This window comes from Streptomyces sp. NBC_00094 (assembly GCF_026343125.1).
Classification (GTDB): Bacteria; Actinomycetota; Actinomycetes; order Streptomycetales; family Streptomycetaceae; genus Streptomyces.
Genome location: NZ_JAPEMB010000001.1, coordinates 5137229 through 5151939 on the forward strand (window position 1 = coordinate 5137229; position 14711 = coordinate 5151939).

At 73.8% G+C, this 14711-nt stretch carries 11 protein-coding genes and 1 pseudogene; 3 read left to right on the forward strand and 9 right to left on the reverse strand.

The features are described from left to right. Positions 1 to 130: 130 nt before the first annotated feature. Positions 131 to 1123: pseudogene (locus tag OG580_RS22955) on the forward strand (glycoside hydrolase family 26 protein); the annotation flags it as partial. 777 nt (positions 1124 to 1900) lie between these two features. On the opposite strand, the gene OG580_RS22960 reads toward OG580_RS22955, so the two are convergent. The 9 genes from OG580_RS22960 to OG580_RS23000 all read right to left on the reverse strand — a co-directional run bounded on the left by OG580_RS22960 (position 1901) and on the right by OG580_RS23000 (position 12682). Beyond that, positions 1901 to 3040 (reverse strand): GNAT family N-acetyltransferase, encoded by a 1140-nt coding sequence (locus OG580_RS22960; protein WP_267045554.1) that lies wholly within the window; start codon positions 3038 to 3040, stop codon positions 1901 to 1903. Next, positions 3037 to 3735 carry a lipopolysaccharide biosynthesis protein gene (locus OG580_RS22965; RefSeq protein ID WP_267045555.1) on the reverse strand — a complete coding sequence of 233 codons (699 nt, stop codon included), beginning with the start codon at positions 3733 to 3735 and terminating at the stop codon, positions 3037 to 3039. Before OG580_RS22965 ends, OG580_RS22960 begins: the two co-directional genes overlap by 4 nt. A 10-nt stretch (positions 3736 to 3745) precedes the next feature. Next, positions 3746 to 4879, reverse strand: coding sequence for a glycosyltransferase (locus OG580_RS22970; RefSeq protein ID WP_267045556.1), 1134 nt, complete (start codon positions 4877 to 4879; stop codon positions 3746 to 3748). Next, positions 4876 to 5685 (reverse strand): polysaccharide deacetylase family protein, encoded by an 810-nt coding sequence (locus tag OG580_RS22975; protein ID WP_267045557.1) that lies wholly within the window; start codon positions 5683 to 5685, stop codon positions 4876 to 4878. Before OG580_RS22975 ends, OG580_RS22970 begins: the two co-directional genes overlap by 4 nt. After that, positions 5582 to 7264: a lipid II flippase MurJ gene (locus OG580_RS22980; protein WP_267048087.1), complete on the reverse strand. Its 1683-nt coding sequence runs from the start codon at positions 7262 to 7264 to the stop codon at positions 5582 to 5584. The genes OG580_RS22975 and OG580_RS22980 overlap by 104 nt, the downstream gene beginning before the upstream one ends. Before the next feature lie 421 nt (positions 7265 to 7685). Further along, the gene (locus OG580_RS22985) at positions 7686 to 9047 is read right to left on the reverse strand and encodes an O-antigen ligase (protein ID WP_267045558.1); all 1362 of its coding nucleotides are present in this window, start codon (positions 9045 to 9047) and stop codon (positions 7686 to 7688) included. A gap of 2 nt (positions 9048 to 9049) precedes the next feature. Beyond that, the gene (locus OG580_RS22990; protein WP_267045559.1) at positions 9050 to 10498 is read right to left on the reverse strand and encodes a sugar transferase; all 1449 of its coding nucleotides are present in this window, start codon (positions 10496 to 10498) and stop codon (positions 9050 to 9052) included. After that, positions 10495 to 11610: a glycosyltransferase gene (locus OG580_RS22995; protein WP_267045560.1), complete on the reverse strand. Its 1116-nt coding sequence runs from the start codon at positions 11608 to 11610 to the stop codon at positions 10495 to 10497. Before OG580_RS22995 ends, OG580_RS22990 begins: the two co-directional genes overlap by 4 nt. 37 nt (positions 11611 to 11647) lie before the next feature. Next, the gene (locus OG580_RS23000; protein ID WP_323182591.1) at positions 11648 to 12682 is read right to left on the reverse strand and encodes a DUF3344 domain-containing protein; all 1035 of its coding nucleotides are present in this window, start codon (positions 12680 to 12682) and stop codon (positions 11648 to 11650) included. 406 nt (positions 12683 to 13088) lie between these two features. Here OG580_RS23000 and OG580_RS23005 point away from each other — a divergent pair, with 406 nt between their 5' ends. Beyond that, on the forward strand, positions 13089 to 13328 hold the full coding sequence (locus tag OG580_RS23005; RefSeq protein WP_267048088.1) for a chaplin: 240 nt from the start codon (positions 13089 to 13091) through the stop codon (positions 13326 to 13328). Between the two features lie 277 nt (positions 13329 to 13605). Next, positions 13606 to 14583 (forward strand): hypothetical protein, encoded by a 978-nt coding sequence (locus tag OG580_RS23010; protein WP_267045562.1) that lies wholly within the window; start codon positions 13606 to 13608, stop codon positions 14581 to 14583. Positions 14584 to 14711 lie beyond the last annotated feature (128 nt).

The following is a 14711-nucleotide window of genomic DNA, read 5'->3' on the forward strand; positions in this document are numbered from 1 at the left end:
ACTGGGCGATGAAATCCTCTAATGGACTACTGATCAGAGGGAAGCCGAGTCCACGGTCGGCTCATTAGGAATACTTTCGGAGTATCGGATTGACGGATCATCAAAAGGTGTACGACGCGAAGGAGCGGCCATGGCAGCTGCACATCGGAGAACATCGAGAACATGGCTGGGGGTGTTCACCGCCGGTCTCCTCGCCTCGGGCTCAGTCGTTCTCTCGTCCCCCGCGCATGCCACCGACTCCGTAACGACGAAGGACCCCGCGCCGTCTCTCTCCAGCGCCATGGGCGCGTTCCTCGACTCGGGCGCGCTCGGGGTCGCCCGCATCGGGCAGCTGCAGCGGTGGCTCGGTGGCCGTGAACTCCGCGTCGGCCACACCTACCTGCCGGGCGACCTCTGGAAGAACATCGAGGGCCCGCCCGGCTTCCTCGACGCCTGGGCGGACTGGCGCAACGAGAAGGACGACCGGCTCTTCGTCCTCAACGTCCCCATGCTGGAGCGGAACGAGGCCGGCGTCTCCGACTACGAGGTCCGCCGTCAGCTCCAGCTGGGCGCGGCCGGGTACTACGACCACCACTTCAAGACCCTCGCCGAACGCCTGGTCGAGCTCCGGGCGACCGACACCGTCGTCGTCCTCGGCTGGGAGATGAACGGCACGACGTACACCCACCGGTGCGCGCCGGACCCGACTGCCTGGAAGAAGTACTGGAACCGCATCGTCACCGCGATGCGTTCCGTGCCGGGTCAGGAGTTCCGCTTCGACTTCAACCCGAGCCGCGGCCGGGACGCCGTTCCGTGGACCGAGTGCTACCCGGGCGACGACGTCGTCGACATCATCGGCATGGACTCGTACGACCAGCCGCCGGGAATGAGTTTCGACCAGCACGTGAGCGAGCCGTACGGGCTCCAGAAGCAGGTCGATTTCGCCGCCGAGCACGGAAAGCAGATCTCCTATCCCGAATGGGGGCTCTTCCGGAACGGCGACAATCCTGTCTACATGCAGCGCATGCTGGAGTGGATGAAACAGCACAAGCCGCTGTACCACACGATCACGGATTACTGTCCGCACGGCGTCTGGCAGTGCGACGACAATCCGCGGTCGTCGCAGGTGTTCCGGCAGATGCTGTTCGGGGTGGAACCGGAAGTGCCGGAAGTGCCGGTGGATCCCGTGGACCCGGTGGATCCTGTCGACCCGGTGGATCCGGTGGATCCGGTGGATCCTGTTGATCCGGTTGATCCGGTTGATCCGGTGGATCCGGTGGATCCGGTGGATCCGGTGGATCCGGTGGATCCCGTCGACCCCGTGGACCCGGTGGACCCCGTGGACCCGGTGGACCCGGTGGACCCGGTGGACCCGGTTGATCCTGTCGACCCCGTGGATCCGGTGGATCCGGTGGATCCGGTTGACCCGACGGTCCCAGTGCCCAAGCCCGAACCGAAGCCCGAGCCGAAGCCCGAGCCGAAGCCCGAGCCGAAGCCTGAGCCCAAGCCGGAACCGAAGCCCGAGCCGAAGCCTGAGCCGAAGCCTGAGCCGAAGCCTGAGCCGAAGCCTGAGCCGAAGCCCGAGCCTGAGCCGAAGCCGAAGCCGAAGCCGAAGCCGGAACCGAAGCCGGAACCGAAGCCTGAGCCGAAGCCCGAGCCGAAGCCCGAGCCCGAGCCGAAGCCCGAGCCCGAGCCGGAACCGAAGCCCGAGCCCGAGCCCGTGCCCACACCCGTGCCCAAGCCCGACTGCTGGACCGTGAACCTCGGTTCGTGGGTCGAGAGTTGGATCGGCGGGCCCGTCTGTGTCCCGAAGGACTCCTGGAAGGACGAGGTCGACCTCGACTGGAAGGACGCGCTGCAGGGCGTCTGGCCCTTCTGACCGGACCCGGGCCGGACCGGATCCGAACGGCGGCGGCGGAGATCAACCGCCGCCGTTCGGTGTCCGGCCCGGGAGGCGGGTGAGTGCCCGTCCGACCCAGGCCCGTTCCCGGGCCTGGCGGGCCACCCAGCGGCGCCCGTCGGCCGCGCCCGCGCGCAGCCAGAGGAGCGGGGCCGTGGCGCGCCCCGCGAGCATCAGCCGCTGGTTGCGGACGGTCTCGGGCCGCCAGTGCTGCTTGTACGCCTCGGTGCCGCGCAGCATGCTCAGCGTGGCCCGCCCGCCGGTGCTGGTCTCGCGGGCCCCGTGGCGCAGCAGCATCGTCGCCACGTCGACCTTGCGGGCCCGCAGCTCCGGGTCGGCGCCGTACAGGTAGCCGCCGGCGAGCCGGGGGGACATCAGGGTCAGGTCGGCGGCCACCACGTCCCCGGCGAGCCGGAACTCGGTGACCATCGCGTCCCCGCGCTCCACCATGGGGCGTACCGCCCGCGCGAGGTGCTGGGCGAACCGCCGGCTCGTGTGCTCGGCGGTCACTCCCCGTCCCTGCCACTGGAGTTGATGGAGCTTCAGGAGCCGGTCGAGGGCGGCGGGGACCTCGTCCCCCGAGACGACGTGCGAGTCGATGCCGAGGGCGTCGAGCTTGCGGAGCTTGGCGCGGACCCGCTGGGCCTTCCCGGAGGGGATCCGTTCGAGCAGCCCCTCCATGGGGACGGCCGGCAGCTCCAGGCACAGCGAGTCGGGCAGCCGTCGGCGCGGACCGCGCCAGCGGGCGAGGACCCGCTCGGTGGCTGCCCCGGGCCGCACCTCCCGCAGGTCGATCACCGCGCTCCGGGCCGCCCTGGCGAGCGCGTGGGCCAGGGCGGGCGCCGCCTCGGGGCAGTCGTCGTCGAGCAGCACGTCCGTGAAGTCGGTGATCGTGCCGCCGAGCTGGGTGAGGACGGGCAGCGGCCCGCGGGCCCGCATCAGGGGTGCGGCGGCGACGAGTTCGCCGCTGTCCCGTCGTACGAGCACCACCCGCAGCGCACCCGGGCGGCCGTACGAGAGCCACCAGGAGTGCAGCCAGGAGTGGGACTGGAAGGGGGTCGCGGAGGAGCAGCGCCCGTACAGCGCCGTCCACTCGGCCGCCAGGCGCCCGAACCGCTCCTCGTCACGGCAGATCTCGGTCCGCAGGGCTCTCGGGGTCACACCGCCTCCGGTTCCGGCTGGTGCGAGGCGGCCGCGGGGGCGGGCACGGCGGCGGGCGGGGTGGAGGCGCCGGAGGCCGGTGCGGCGGTCTGCCGGGAGTGGCGGGCCTCGCCGCGCGCGGCGGAGCGCTTCGGGCGGACCAGCAGGACCAGGCCGCCGAGCAGCCCGCCGGCACAGGCGCCGACGAGCGCGGAGAGCGGCGCGGAGGGGGAGACCGGGGTGACCGGCTTGGTGGCGCGGGAGAACTGGACGACCTTCACGCCCGTGCTGCCGGCGACGTGCGTGCTGTTGAGGACGAGCGCGCGGGCCACCCCGTCGGCCATGGACACCGCCTTCGCGGGCTGTTCGGCCCGGGCGGTGATCGAGATCATCGGGGCGTCCGGGGAGGTCGCGGCCTGCACGCTCCTGCGCAGGGTGTCGGCGGTGACGCCCGCCCACACCTGGGCGTCGCCGGTCACCGCGATGTCGGTGGCGACCCGCCCGTAGGCCTGCGCGAAGCCGAGCGCCGCCGCGGGGTCGGACTTCTCGGCCGGTACGACGATGACGTAGCTGATCGCCGCGTACTGCGGGGTCTTCAGCGCTCCGTATCCGCCGCCGAGGGCCGCCCCGGCGAGGACGGCGGCGGGCAGCACCGCCCAGCGGCCGGGGCGGCGCAGACCGGCGGGCGGGAAGGTGCGGGATGGGGTGGTGTTCATGGTGCGGGCCTCACTTCGCGGGGGAGGGGGTGCCGTGGACGGCCTGGTCGTAGAGGGACATCAACTGCCCCGCGCTGTGCGCGATGTCGTAGCGGCGGGCGGCCGCCGGCTGGGGGAGCCGGGTGAGCCGGGCGTCCCGGATGCCGCGCAGCGCGGAGATCAGCTCGGGCACGGACTCGCCGATCCGGCGCGCACCCGGGGCCGCGTCCGGCGGCAGGTCGTCGATCGCCGGGCAGGCCACGTACAGCACGGGAAGGCCCGCGGCCAGCGCCTCGACGACCGCGAGTCCGAAGGTCTCGTCGGGGGAGGTCGAGACGAAGACGTCCATGGCGGAGAGCAGTTCGGGCAGCGAGGGTCCGATGGAGGCGACGGACGGCGGGTCCTCGCAGGCCCCGACGAGCAGCACCCGGTCGACGGCCCCGCACTCCCGGGCGACCCGCAGCAGTTCCTCGCGGTGCTCGCCCTCGCCGACGAGGAGCAGCCGGGCCTCCGGCACCGAGGCCACGGCCCGGACGAGCCGGTCGAACCGCTTCCCGGGCGTGAGCCGCCCCACCCCGCCGACGACATGGGCGTCCTCGGGGATGCCGAGGACGCCCCGGGTGAGGCGGCGGGCGCGGGCGTCGAAGGTGAACCGGTCGGTCTCGATGCCGTTGGGCACGACCCTGATACGGGCCGGGGGCACTCCCCAGTCGGCCAGCCGGCGGGCCACGCTCGGGGAGACGGCGACCGTGGAGGTGCCGAGCCGCTCGGACGCCAGGTACAGGGCACGGGTCCCCGCGGAGAGCGGGCGGCCCTCGATCTGGGCCTCGCCGAGCGAGTGCTCGGTGGCGATGACCCGGCGGACCCCGGCGAGCCGGGCCGCCAGCCTGCCGTACACGCACGCCCGGTAGAGGTGGGTGTGGACGAGGTCGTAGCGGCCCTGGCGGACGATCCGCGCGAGCCGGGGCAGCGCGCCGAGGTCGCGGTTGCCGGCCATGCCGAGATGGGTGACGGCGGTGCCGTCGGCCTCGATGCCCGCGGCGACCGCGCCGGGGTTGGTGAGGGTGACCACCCCGTGCTGGACGGGGAGATGGCGCAGCAGGAGCCGCAGCTGTTGCTCGGCGCCGCCGATGCCGAGCCCGGTGATGACGTGCAGGACCCTCATGGCGCACCGACCACGGCGGGTCCGGCCTGGGCCTGCGAGGGGAACACGTCGACGGGGTGGCGGCGGCGCAGCGGGTGCAGGACGCGCTTGGCGGTGAGCCGCCAGGAGGTGTCGTCCTCGCCGATGTGGACGCGGGGCAGGGCGTACGCGCCGGTGTGCGGGCCCGGGTCGATGGCGCAGGCGTGGCGGTAGCCGGCCTTCCGCACGGCGTGGATCACGCGCGGGTCGACCTTCCCGTACGGATAGCAGAAGCCGTCCACGGTGTCGCCGGTGATCTCCTCCAGGAGCTCCCGGCTGCGCCGGGTCTCGTCGGCGAGCGCCGCGTCGTCGGCCTCGGTGAGCGCGACGTGCGTGAGGCCGTGGGAGCCGATCTCCATGCCGGCCTCCGCGATCCGCAGGATGCCGTCCTCGTCGAGGAGCCGTTTGCGCGGGCCTTCGGTGTCCCAGGCGTTCTCGCCGCCGAGCCGGCCGGGCAGGACGTAGACGGTGGCCGTGAAGCCGTGGCGGCGCAGCAGTGGCAGCGCCGATTCGTGGAAGTCGGCGTAGCCGTCGTCGAAGGTGAGGCCGACGAGCCCTTTGGCGCGCCCGGCGGCGGTGGCGGCCAGCAGCTCCCGTACCGAGACCCCGCGCAGCCCACGGTCGCCGAGCCAGTGCAGTTGCCGGGCGAAGCGGACGGGGGAGACGGTCACGTGGTACGGGTCGTCACCGGGGTCCGTGATCGAGTGGTACATCGCCACCCACAGGGGCGGTTTCACCCACAGGGGCGGCTTCGGCAGCAGTCGGCGCAGCGCGGTGGGGGCGGGCATGGTCGGTCCTTCGGGAGGCGGAGCGGGGCAGGGGCGGAATCTCCGGCGCCTTGGCGGCGCAGGCGATGAAGATCAGGAAGATGCCGATGACGACCAGGCTCGCGACGGCGACGGAGAGGGCGGCGTGGTCGATGCCGACCGAGCAGATCCAGCCGGCGCCGGTGGCCCAGGCTCCGGCGGTGGCGAGCCGGAGGAGGCCCTCGCCGAGCCGGTCGACCTGGACGGGGACGGTCTGGCGGTGGGCGCCGCGCAGCAGCAGGACGGCGCTGCAGGTGATGCCGAGGGCGTTGGCCGCGGCGATGCCGACGGCGCCCCAGTAGTGGGCGCCGGGGATGCCGGCGACGGTCGTCGTGGCGAGGCCCGCGGCCATGGCGGCGGCCGGGTACCAGAGCGGGCGGGCGGCGGAGAAGTAGCAGCGGACGAGGGCGCCGACCATGGTCTGGCCGAGCAGGCCGAGGGCGTAGACCCGCATGACGGCGGCGGTGGAGACGGTGTCCGTGCGGTCGAACTCACCACGCTCGAAGAGGAGTTCGATGATCTTGGGGGCGGCGGCGATCACCGTCGAGGCACCGACGAGTACGACGACGGCGGCGAGCAGCAGGTCCCGCTCCACCCGGCGGCGGGCCGCCTCGGTATCGCCCGCTGCGAGCGCCCGGGCGACCACCGGGAAGCTGACCGTGCACAGCATCAGCGAGAGGATCATCGGCATCTGCGCGACCTTCTGCGCGTAGTTCAGATGCGAGATGGCCCCGGCGGGCAGCGGCGAGGCGAGGAACCGCTCGATCAGGGTCTGCGACTGGCGGCAGAGCGAGAAGGCGACCACGGGCGCGATCAGGCCGAGGACCAGGATGCGGCCCTCCTGCCCGCCCTCGGGGGCGAGCGCCGTCGGCTCCTCCTTCGGCACCGGACGGACGCGCAGCTCACGGAGGAGCGAAGGGGCCTGTACGAGCACCATCAGGACTCCGCCGACCGCGACCCCGGCCGCGGCGGACCGCACGCCCCACGGCTCGCGCAGCACCAGGATCGTGCCGATGATGCCCACGTTGTACGCCACGTAGATCGCGGCCGGCGGCAGGAAGCAGCCATGGGCGCGGAGCGCGGCGGAGCAGTACCCCACCAGGGCGAAGGACAGCACGCAGGTCGCGGTCAGCCGGGTGCAGTCGACGGCCAGCTGCGGGTCGGGCAGGCCGGGCGCGAGCGCGGAGACGAGCAGCGGTGCCGCGAGGACGAGCAGGGCGGCGGCGACGGCGACGCCCAGGGTCAGCCGGGGGAGCGTGCCGCGCACGAGGGCCCGCACCGGATCCCCGAACAGGCTGCCGGAACGGCGGGCCAGGGCCCGGGAGAAGGCGGGCACCAGGATCAGCGCCAGGGCGTCCTCGATGAGCAGCGTCGAGGCGAACTCCGGCACCGTCCACGCGACCAGGAACGCGTCGGTCTCGGCGCCGGCCCCGAAGTACCCGGCCAGGATCTGGTCCCGTACGAGCCCGAGCAGGGCCCCGACGGCGGTGAGCCCGGCGGTCACGGCGGCGGCCCTCGCGAGGAAGCCCCGCCCCTGCACCCGGTCGGCGCCCGCCCGCATCCGCGCCCGGGCGTGCGCCCGGCGGCCGCGTGGTGCCTGCCCGGCGGCACGGGGGGTGCTCGCGGCGTGCCGCGGGCCGGCCGGCCGCGGAGCCCCGCCGTACACGCCGGCGCTCGCGGGCGCCTGCGTCCGCACCCCGCCCGCCGACACGGCCGTCTCCGCACCCCGTACGGCGGTCTCCGTCCCCAGTACGGCCGTCTCCGTCCCCAGCACGGCCGTCTCCGTACCCCGCACGGCCGACGTCGTCCCCGCGCCCGCCCCCGGCAGCGCAGCGGCCTCCGGGGCCCACGGAGAGTCCGTGGGGCCCGGAGGCGCGGTCTGCCAGGGGTCGGCGAGCGGGGTGCCGCAGGGCGGCCGGGACGCGGAGCGCGGGGCGCCGGGCCACGGGGTGTCCGTGGGCTCCGGCTCCCCGGCCCACGGGTCACGCACGCCGCACCTCCGCCAGCGACCACCAGGCCGCCAGGCCGAGCACGACGGACATCAGCACCGTCGAGGGGCCGCCGATGTCCGCGTAGAAGAAGTCGATGAGCTGCCAGGCCAGCAGGCCCGTCGCGACGAACGCGCAGTCCGCGCCGAGGCGCCGCCGCCGCAGCGCGCCGACGAGCAGCGCCACCCAGCTGCCCGCCAGGGCGAGCAGCCCCACGAGGCCCTGCTCGCTGAGGACCAGGAGGTACATGTTGTGCGGGGACAGCAGCGGCTGCCGCTGGAAGGCGGCGCCCGCGCCCGCCGTGTCGCTGCCGGAGGAGAGCGCCAGCGAGGCGTTCGAGTCGCGGTACGCGGGGAAGCCCTTGAGCCCGACGCCCGTGACCGGCTCCGTGCTCCACATCCGCCCGGCCGCCGCCCACATCGTGTACCGGTCGGTGACCGACTGGTCCGGCGCGGCCGCCACCTGCGTGATGCTGGCGACCCGCTCCTTCACCATCGCCGAACCGATGCCGAGACCGCCGACCAGGACGACCCCGAGCGCCCCCGCGGCGAGCGCCACCCGGGCCGCCCGGCGCGGCCCCGAAAGCAGCAGCTGGATCCCACAGGCCAGCACGGTCGCGATCCACGCGCCCCGGCTGAAGGACAGCACCAGCGGCAGGAAGAGCAGGCCCGCGCAGACCAGCGCCGCCGTCCGGGTCCGGCCCGGCCCGCTGCCGAGCGCGATCCCGGTGACGACGACGAGCCCGTACGACACGACCGTCGCCATGCCCATCACGTCCGTGGGCCCGAAGGTGCCGACGGCCCGGATGTCCTCCCCCATGTACGAGGCGCCCGTCCCGGTCAGGTACTGGAGCACCCCCACCGCGCCCTGGAGCAGCGCGAGCCCGACGAGACCCCAGGCGACCACGGCGAAGTCCCGCCGGTCGCGGATCATCAGGAGCACGGCCGCCGGGACGAGGACGAAGATCTGTACGTAGCGGGCGACGCCCGGCAGGCTCGCCGCCGGGTCGTTCGAGGTGATCGCGGCCAGGCAGATCCCGAGGACGGGCAGGCCGAGGACGACGGCCGCCGTCCGGGTCAGCGGCCGGGCCGCGCCGCGCAGCACCCGGACGAGACAGATGACGACGAGGAGTCCGGAGGCCGCGTCCGCGACCGTGCCCGTACCGCCGGTGCCGCCCTGCGCGCCCCCGCCGCCGGGGACGAGGAGCAGCGCGATCACGACGAGGACCGGGGACAGCGCCCCGGCCCTGCGGACCCAGTCCCGTACGTCCTCGCCGACCCGGTCCCGTACGTCCTCGCGGGCCCGGTTCCCGACGTCCGGATCGACCGCCGGCACCGGTGTCACGGCCGTGGCCATCCTCAGCTCCCTGTGGGTCGGACGAGCCCGGCCGCCGTACGCAGCAGGATGCAGACGTCCTGCCAGAGCGACCAGTGGTCGATGTAGTGGTTGTCGAAGCGGCAGCGGTCCTCGATCGAGGTGTCGCCGCGCAGCCCGTGCACCTGCGCCAGACCGGTGAGTCCCACCGGCATCCGGTGCCGGGCCGCGTAACCGGCGTGGATCTTGCTGAACTGGGCGACGAAGTACGGGCGTTCGGGCCGCGGCCCGACCAGGCTCATGTCGCCGCGCAGGATGTTCCACAGCTGCGGCAGCTCGTCCAGCGAGCTCTTGCGCAGGAAGCTGCCGGCCGCGCTCATCCGCCGGTCGCCCGCCACGTTCCAGCGGGTCGCCGACTCGGTGTCGTCGGTCGGGCGCAGCGTACGGAACTTGAGGAGCGTGAAGTGACGGCCGTGCTGGCCCACCCGCTCCTGCCGGAAGAGCACCCCCGGACCGTCCGACAGACGGACGGCGAGCGCGCAGAGCAACAGCACCGGCAGCGCGAGCGCGAGCGCGGGCGCGGCGAGCGCGATGTCGAGCGCCCGCTTGGCCGTCAGCCCGCGCCGCTCGCCCAGCGGGACGATCCGGTGCCGGGCGTACCCCCACAGGTGCTCGCCCATCGGCCCGCCCGACCGCTCGCCGCCCACCCGCCAGGTGGTGCAGCCGTAGTGCTGGAAGAGCGTCACCAGACCCGGGTCGTCGTCGAGGAACACCGCCTCGCACACGCTGTTCTGGATGACGGCCCGGTGGATCTCCTCGGTCGTCGTGAGCACCGGGATCGCGGCCTCCCCGACGGGCCGGGGAGCACCGCCCTGCTCCGGCACGCCGACGATCCCGACCGGCCGCACCCCGTACTCCGGGTGCTGGGCGGCCGCGGCGGCGAACCGGCGCGCGGCCCCCGCTCCGCCGACGACCAGCGCGGAGCGCGGACGCTCCCGCGCCACCCGCCGCCTGCGGGCCAGCAGCAGCGCGCGGACCAGGCACGCCACGGCGACGTGCGTGGCGTACGCGGCGCAGAGCCGCAGTGGCCCGATCGCCAGGGTGGGGGAGTACGCGGCGACCCCGGCCGCCGCCAGACACCAGGCGACCCCGGCGCGGGAGGCCAGTGCCGGCAGCTCGTCGAGCGCCCGGGTGTGCGCGGCCGGCCGGTACAGCCCGCCGTGCCCGTCGAGGACGAGGACGAGCGCCGCCACCGGCAGCAGCAGTCGGGCGTCGTGGTGCACCACGCTGAGCAGCGAGGCGGCGGCCAGGACCGCGAGGCAGTCGACGACGACGAGCGGGCCGGTACCGGACCGCCGGTGGGCGGGACGGCGCGGCAGCGCGAGCCGGTCGGTCGTGCCGCGGCGCGGCGCGAGGGAGGCGAGGCCGAAGGCCTGGCCCGCCGTGGGCCAGGGGCCCGGCGAGGAGGGAACGCTGGTACTTTCCGTGGTCACTGCGCAATCGGCTCTCTGTGTTCGGCCTCCCGCACGCCGGCCAGCTCGCGGTAGACGTCCGCGACGGCCGCGCCCGTGCGCCGGACATCGAAACTGCTGAGTACGTGCTCGTGGGCCTCGCGGCCCAGGCGGTGCCGCAGCTCCGGCCTGCCGAGGAGGCGGCCCAGAGCGGCGGCGAGCGCGGCCGGGTCCTCGGGCGGGACCAGGCACAGGGGTTGGTGGGCGGGCGGCAGGCTCTCGCGGGCCCCGTCCACATCGCTGACGACGACCGGCCGGCCGCTCGCCATGGCTTCGAGGGGCGCGAGCGCCATGCCCTCCCAGCGGGACGGCAGGACGACGACGTCCGCGGCCCGGTACCAGGGGACGGTGTCGTCGACGGCGCCGGTGAAGCGCACCGAGGGCCCCGCGGCCGCCCGCAGCCGTTCGCCGTCCGGGCCGTCGCCGACCAGGACGAGCCGGGCCGTGGGCACCTCCGCGAGGACGGCGGGCCAGGCCGCGAGCAGCACGTCCTGTCCCTTCTGGCGGCAGAGCCGGCCCACACAGACGACGGTGGGTACGGGGTTGCCCGGCGGGCCCTCGGTCGCGAACCGGGCCACGTCCACACCGTTGTGGACGACGGACCACGGCGCCACGACCCCGGCGGCCTCACCGGTACGCCGCTCGGCCTCGCTCACACAGAGGATCCGGTCCGCCCAGCGGGCGCCGAACCGCTCCCAGCGGCGGGCGAGCGAGGCGGTCGTCCCGGTGACCGCCTCGAAGGACCAGGCGTGCGGCTGATACACCGTCGGAACCCGTCCCCTCAGGGCGAGTCGGGCGCACAGACCGGCCTTGGCGCTGTGCGCGTGGACGAGGGCGGGCCGGACGGTACGGATCACCCGGGCCAACTCCCTCGTCTCGCGGACCAGTCGGGGGCCGGGGTCCCGGCCGGCATGCCAGTCGTGGGTCTCCACGCCCTCGGCGCGGACAGCGGCGGAGAGGGCGGTGCCGGGCGGGCAGGCGACCGCGACCCGCAGGCCGGCGGCGCGTTGCGCGCGGACCAGGTCGACGACGACGCGGGCGACCCCGCCGTCCCCGGGCTGGACCGCGTGCAGGACGGCTACGGCGGCGGACACGGGGTCCGGCGCCTCCGATGCTCGTGGCGGCCGCACGTCAGCGCCGGACGTCAGCCTGGAGGAAGAGCGCACCGAGCCAGACGGTGTCCTTCCGGCTGCCGAACCGGACGTGGACACGATCGGCCCCCTCGCGCAGCGCCCCCCGCAGGTCGAAGACGTCGGAGTCGTATCCCAGAGTGTTCGTACCATCGGGAAAACGGACGGTCCGACCGGTGCCGAATTCGGTGATGCTGGAGTTCATCACGTCGTCCGCGGAATTGGCGGAATCGGCCATGAGGATGCTCTTCGAGCTGCTCGTTTCCACTGCCAGGTAATCACCGGAAGTACCGCGGTCGCCGTCATAGGCGATCACGCCGAGCTGCCCGCCCGTGTCCTTCGGATAACTGTTTTCGTCGACCGGCACGCGCAGCTCACCGTCCCCCGGTCCGACCGTTTCGAAACCGTCCCAGACGCCCAGTCGGCGCAGTGGTTCCGAGTCCTTCTCGTACGCGGCGACGAGCGTCCAGCCTCCCCAGCCGCCGACCCTCGAGCTCCCCATGGCCACATTGACCTGGGCGACGGTCCACTGGCCCGACCGGGCCGAGCGGACCAGCTCGGTGACGTCGGCGGAGGCCTGGAAGGCGTCGGCGCCGACGGCGGTGCGGTGGCCGATCAGGGTGTCGGCGAGGAGCGCCTTGTACTGCCCGCCGGGCTCGGCGATCAGGACGCGCCCGTTGTCCTTCGGGGGCTTCTGCTCGCCCACGCGCAGGTTTCCGCCCCAGTAGAGACGGGCCCAGCTCACCCGGGCACCCTCGGGCACCCGGAGCTCGGCGCGGCTGGAGTTGTACGTGTTCGGGTCGCTGTCCACGTCGACGTAGGTGATCGAGGAGCCGTCGTTGACCGACTCCGTGCCCTCCACGCCCTTCGCCGAGGTGTTGGCGGCCCGCACGATCCCGCCGTGCTGCTCGGCCTGGTAGCGCGGGAGGAAGGGGACGCGGGCGGCCTCACCGGGCTGGGGTGCGACGGCGGAGGCGACCGGCAGCGCGGCGGACAGGGCCGCACACGAGAGGGCGCACAACACGCTGCGACGCACAGCAGGAAACGCTGAATTCCGCATACAGGTTCTCCGCTTTGATGAGAGGAGGAGGGGAAGACCCGAGAAGGCCGGGAGAGGGGAAGGTGTCGTCCGCACGAAATGGGTGAACGCGCGGCCGGCCCGGAAGCAACGTTCGGGAACGTTATAACCCCGACGCGGGGCGATAGTAAGCATTAGATGCCCGGAAACGCTAACTCCCGTATCTGTGCGGCAGGTTCCTCGTTGAGCGTGTTGCGCCATTCCACGCCCAGTCGCTCGAATGGCCCTCTTATGGCCCAAAGATCGGTTGAACGTCACCCGTTCGGGAGAGCAACCGATGAAAGGTCGATGCGTTGTTGAGGGAGCCGGGCCGAACAGTCCGCGCAGTCCGAGTTGGATGAATTCGATCGAGGAGTACTTCTCCATGTCCCGTATCGCCAAGGCCGTTGTCCTGACCGTGGGTGCCGCCGCCGCGGTCGCCGGTGCCGCCGGTGTCGCCGCCGCCGACTCCATCGCCGAGGGTGCGGCCGTGAAGTCCCCGGGTGTCGGTTCCGGCAACGTCGTCCAGGTCCCGGTCCACATCCCGGTCAACCTCTGCGGCAACACCGTCAGCGTCATCGGCGCGCTGAACCCGACCTTCGGCAACGCCTGCGTCAACGCCTGATCTCGCACAGCGGATCGGTCCTTCCGAAGCCGGTGCGCCCATCCCCGACGGGGTGGGCGCACCGGCTTTTTCCTTGCTGGGACTGGTGCGGTACTCGTTCGGCCGCACCCTCGTGCGCCGTTCGGTGCAACGGCGTACGCCCCTTCGGGGGGCAGGTCGGGGCGGGGGATTCACTCGAACGGAGACGTGGCGCTCAGTAGTTCCCCGGTTGCGGAGGGCTATACCCGCAGGCACGGTGGGAGAGAAGTTGTCCGACGCATAAGGAAAAGGAACACATATGCGTCCCCTGGCTACACGCCGCCTCACCGCCCTGGCGATATCCGCCGTCATCACCCTCGGCGCGGCGGGACCCGCCGCCGCCGGCGAACACCATCCGTCCTCCGCGGCCGACCGGGCCGCCCGCGCCCCCCTCCCCGAAGCCGCCGCCCTGCTGACTCAGGCTCAGGCGCTCGGCGGGCTCGGCGCCGTGACGACCCCCGTGACCGAACTCGTCACGGCCGCGCTCAAGGCCGACGCGGGCCAGCTGCCCGCCGCCGACGCCGACGCCCTCAAGGCGAAGATCGCGGCCGCTGTCGAGCAGGCCAAGGGCGTGGCCCCGGCCCCCCTGCCGGAGACACCCGCCCCGGACCTCCCGGCCCCGGATCTTCCCGCGCCGGACCTCCCGGCCCCCGAGCTTCCCGCCCCCGAGCTTCCCGCGCCGGACCTTCCCGCGCCGGATCTCCCGGCCCCCGAGCTTCCCGCGCCGGATCTCCCGGCCCCGGATCTTCCCGCGCCGGACCTTCCTGTCACGCCGCCCGCGGTCGAGACGCCGGTGGGCCTTCCCGTGAAGCCGCCGGTCACCCTGCCCGTCACGGCCGGGGCGAAGGCCGCCGACACCGGCCGGGCCGCGCCCGCGGACATCGTGGACGACGCCCTCGCCACGGTCGAGAAGGCGGTCGCCGGCCTGCTCGCCGCCGTCACCTCGGGTGACGCCGGCGGAGTCGTACCGCAGGTGACCGCGACCCTGACCTCGCTGGTCAACCTGGCCGTCGCCACCGTGCTCGGCAGCGGGCTGCCCGCACCGGACCTGGCCGGCCTGCCCGCGCTCCCGGCGCTCCCGGTCGCCGTGCCGGAGCTGCCCGTCGACCCGCCCGAGCTGCCCGTCGAGCCGCCGGCGCTGCCCGTCGACCCGCCGGCGCTCCCGGTCGACCCGCCCGTGAAGCCGCCCGTCGACGTCCCCGAGCTGCCGGTCAAGCCCCCGCTGCCCGTCAGGTAATCCCCGCGAAGGCCCGCACCGGCCCGGCGTCCGCCGAGTCGGTGCGGGCCTTCGCGCGCGACAAATAGCACCGGTCGACTTCGATCGGGTGCAGTGTCGAGAAATCCTTCCTCCCGGAGTTTCCGGGG

Bases quoted from the DNA above. Each gene is read 5' to 3' on its own strand.
- OG580_RS22965 (WP_267045555.1), bottom strand. From the start codon at position 3,735: ATGAACACCACCCCATCCCGCACCTTCCCGCCCGCCGGTCTGCGCCGC.
- OG580_RS22970 (WP_267045556.1), bottom strand. From the start codon at position 4,879: ATGAGGGTCCTGCACGTCATCACCGGGCTCGGCATCGGCGGCGCCGAG.
- OG580_RS22975 (WP_267045557.1), bottom strand. From the start codon at position 5,685: ATGCCCGCCCCCACCGCGCTGCGCCGACTGCTGCCGAAGCCGCCCCTG.
- OG580_RS22980 (WP_267048087.1), bottom strand. From the start codon at position 7,264: ATGCGGGCGGGCGCCGACCGGGTGCAGGGGCGGGGCTTCCTCGCGAGG.
- OG580_RS22985 (WP_267045558.1), bottom strand. From the start codon at position 9,047: ATGGCCACGGCCGTGACACCGGTGCCGGCGGTCGATCCGGACGTCGGG.
- OG580_RS23005 (WP_267048088.1), top strand. From the start codon at position 13,089: ATGTCCCGTATCGCCAAGGCCGTTGTCCTGACCGTGGGTGCCGCCGCC.
- OG580_RS23010 (WP_267045562.1), top strand. From the start codon at position 13,606: ATGCGTCCCCTGGCTACACGCCGCCTCACCGCCCTGGCGATATCCGCC.